Annotated in this window: 4 protein-coding genes; 1 reads left to right on the forward strand and 3 read right to left on the reverse strand. The window is 37.7% G+C overall.

Features of this window, described 5'->3' with window-relative positions:
* Window positions 1–22: 22 nt before the first annotated feature.
* The 3 genes from GQR46_RS17585 to GQR46_RS17595 form a co-directional block, all read right to left on the reverse strand.
* The gene (locus GQR46_RS17585) at window positions 23–1,114 is read right to left on the reverse strand and encodes a hypothetical protein (protein ID WP_346766809.1); all 1,092 of its coding nucleotides are present in this window, start codon (window positions 1,112–1,114) and stop codon (window positions 23–25) included.
* A gap of 156 nt (window positions 1,115–1,270) precedes the next feature.
* Window positions 1,271–1,567, reverse strand: coding sequence for a hypothetical protein (locus tag GQR46_RS17590; protein ID WP_007581994.1), 297 nt, complete (start codon window positions 1,565–1,567; stop codon window positions 1,271–1,273).
* A 35-nt stretch (window positions 1,568–1,602) separates the two neighbouring features.
* Window positions 1,603–2,607, reverse strand: a complete 1,005-nt coding sequence (locus GQR46_RS17595; protein WP_165721353.1) for a YHYH protein — start codon at window positions 2,605–2,607, stop codon at window positions 1,603–1,605.
* 185 nt (window positions 2,608–2,792) lie between these two features.
* On the opposite strand from GQR46_RS17595, the gene GQR46_RS17600 reads away from it, so the two are divergent.
* On the forward strand, window positions 2,793–3,551 hold the full coding sequence (locus tag GQR46_RS17600; RefSeq protein WP_165741767.1) for a sulfite exporter TauE/SafE family protein: 759 nt from the start codon (window positions 2,793–2,795) through the stop codon (window positions 3,549–3,551).
* The last annotated feature ends 33 nt before the right edge of the window (window positions 3,552–3,584 follow it).

Genomic DNA, 3,584 nt, shown 5'->3' on the forward strand with positions numbered 1-3,584 from the left:
TTTTATAAAGTGAAAATAGAGTTTAAGAATTTCTAATTGCACGTAGCTTCATTTTTATCGCAATTATAAAAATACTAAATAGCGACAACATACTTATTAATAACGTTAGATTAAGTATTGGGTTACTTTGCTCATCGGTACTGACAGGGGGGTTGTTTGTAGTTTGCGAGTTTTGATGTTGCCTAATATAGCTTTGGCTGATCCAATCTACAGCGTTTATCCACTGTACTTTGGCGGGATCAGTATTATTGAGCATCCCTATTGCGTGCTTATCTTTATCTAAGCTTTTTGAAAGTTGTATCAGTTGCTGCCAAAATTCATTTTTAGGGCCTAGGTCATCTATTTCTTGCAGGTGCTGTTGTAACTTATCGCCACCCATCGTTTTAATATCAGCTTGTCCTGTGCTTTGCGCGTAGCTATTTATTAGCGATGAAAAGCGACTAAAGTACTCATTACTTTTTTGCTGGGTAGGGTTAGCTGTGTGATCGTTTGTTACTTTTTGTACCGATTGATTTAGGCTATTTTGATCAATCAAATATTGCTTATAGTTTTGGTAACTTAAGTTGTTTGTAGTTACGTTATTTGGGGTGGAAAAGTTGTTTTTAAGTGCATTAAAACTAATTACTGCGCCTAGTAAGGTAATAATAAAAAGGGCGCAATAGCAAAAATATAATGCACTTTTTAAAGTGTTGTGCAGTAGTTTATATTTATTATTACTTAGCTCTATAGCTAAATTTTCTCTTGGGGCTGCATCTGTATTTAGTAACTCACTTTGTGCTGAGGTGCTTTTTTCATGAGTGCTCTTACTAATATGTTTATTGGTACCTTCACTGTGCTCAGTGAGTGCTATTTGATTATTTTGAGATTGAGCAATAACAGGAGTGCGCTGAGGTTCTACTTTAGTAATCAACCCTAGCTTTTTGAGTGAAGATTCTGTTTTAACAGCATCAATACTCGATAAGTCTTTTTTTAAAGCATAAGCTTTTCCATCAAATAATTGAATAACAATATTATGAGGGATATTCAGAAGCAGGCTGAGTTGCTCTTGGGCAGAGGTAAGGTCAGTATTTTGATATAACTGTCCATTAAAAACAATTTTAAATGTAGCGCTCACGTTGGTACCTTGCTTGTGTAATTCCATTTTTGGAATTTTATTTTTATTATTTGATACACCAAGCTAACTTAACAGATAAAGGGTATGCTTTCTAATGATTTGCGATTAAAAAAGCCCTAACAAACAGCGTTAAGGCTTTGGCGTGTAGCTGTTACTTTATCGTTTAGCGAGTGATTTTACAGATTGCTTTTGATCACTTGCTGGTTGGGTTGCTTTGTCTATTAATGTTTCAAGTGGTTTATTTCGAACGCACATAAGTACTTTGTTCATTGCTTGGCATGTGCCTGTCGCTTTTTTATCATGGCTTGTGTAGCTGCAATCTTCATTAATGGCTTTTGCTTCACATGCTTCCCAAGGCGCGTTTGAACCGTGGCCTGCATGGCTTAGCGCTGAGCATGAGGCAGCAAGTAAAAAGCCAGTGGTTAGTGCTTTTATCACGTTAAATATTTTCATTAGTATCTCAGTTAATTATTTGGCCAGAATGCGAGTTATCTTGCGGTAGCACCTTTAAAACAACCAATAAACATGTTTTCAGATACATCGGCTGCATGGTAGTGGTAACCGCGTGTATCGTCGGTGTGGCCTCTACATTCGTCTAAATCAGTGGGTTCTAATCCATCTTCGTTAAGCATGCCAAATATACCAAATCCATCGAGTGCATAACCCATCATGGCGGCATGACCGTCTGATTGAATTTGTGTTTGGCTACAACCTGCTTCACCGTGGTAGTGATAGCCTGCTACTAAGTTAATATGGCCAGCGCAATCATCAAAGGCTGCAATAGTGTATGCGCCTAAAATAGCCTCAACAGGCGCGGGTGCAGCAAGTACAACACCATTGAGAGCAACACCTACATTGGCGTTACCAATACTGCTATTTTGAGTGGTTGCAACAGGCGTTATAGGAATTAAAAATGATTCTGATATACCGCCATCAACATAATCAATAGAGCATTCTACGCAGTGGTTTTGGTATTGTTCCTCTACGTTTGGGCGTGCAGCGCCATCACACGATTCTTGTGTGTCGGTTACATTTACAAGGCCTGTACCTTCGTCGTATAGCTGCCAATGACTATCGTTATATAATGTAGGTAGATTTAAAATAAAGTCTCCGGTTATATCGTAAACCTCACCGGTGCCATCAAACCAAATACCGGCTTCGTCTGCTGTTGAGGTGATATTTTGAGGGCAAAATACACCAATCTCGTAATTTGAAGGCGCACCTGCAATATCAATTTTGTAGCATGAGGCTTCATCACCATTACTTAGCGTACATGTTTGAGTGGTAATTGATGAAATGAGCGCATCGCTTTCAAAGTTAAAAGGGTCGACTTCTACAACAAAATCGGTTGAAGTATCTGTTGTAGTTCCCTCATCGGTGGTTGTTTCAGTTACAACTGTACTTTCAGCATCGCTACCGTTACAGGCAGCTAAACCCAGTGAAAGTATACACACTGCAAGCGGTGTCAAAATTGGTGTGTTAAATCTTCTCATCAAAAATATCCGGTAATGAAGTTGAATGTATAATATTTGTTAAATGTGCAAACAAAGTGCAAAAACAACGCAACATAGTACATAGCTCGAGATAGAAGCTGATAAAGTTGCTATAAATGCGTTTAGTACCTTTTATTGTTTAAAATACTGCGACTTAAAAGTACTTAAATAGGCAGTGGAGTTTTATGGACTTTTTATTTCCCGACAGCATGTCTTTATTTTTGTTTTTATTGTTAATGATCACCGCTGGCTTTACTTCTTTTATATCTGCTGCATTTGGTGCTGGTGGCGGATTAATGCTGCTTGTTGTTATGGCGTCATTTATGCCAATGGCAGTTGTTGTGCCTGTGCATGGTTTAGTACAGCTTGGCTCTAATGCAAATAGGTTTTTACTCAGTTTTAAGCATATTGATAAAAGCATGTTTGTATATTTTGCGTTAGGCGGCTTAGTAGGGGCGGGGTTATCAAGTTTTGTTATTGATGATATATCGTTTGATGCTATGAAGTTAGTGGTCGCTATTTTTGTTATTTATTTACTGTGGGGTAAAACGCCACCTATAAAATTAACCTCTAAGGTGTGGCGTATGGTCGCCGGTGGAATAACTACTTTTATTTCTATGTTTGTGGGGGCAAGTGGCCCATTAGTTGGTAGCTGTTTATATATTAATAATTACGAAAAGTTAAAATTTACGGCAACGTTTTCGAGCATTATGAGTGTGCAGCATTTATTAAAAGCGATAATTTATGGCGCTGTTGGCTTTAGTTTTTGGCAATGGATACCGCTTGTAATTGCCATGGTAATAAGTGGCGCTGTAGGAACTTGGTTCGGAATTAAATTACTTAAAAGGATGTCTGGGGATAAATTTAAGCATATTTTTAGGATAGTTTTAACGTTATTAACGCTACAACTTGGTTGGCAAGGTATAAAAATATTACTCCACTAATTTGCTTAGTGGAGTAAATTTAATTTTATTAAA

It is taken from the genome of Pseudoalteromonas sp. Z1A6 (assembly GCF_011378745.1).
Lineage (GTDB): Bacteria > Pseudomonadota > Gammaproteobacteria > Enterobacterales > Alteromonadaceae > Pseudoalteromonas > Pseudoalteromonas arctica.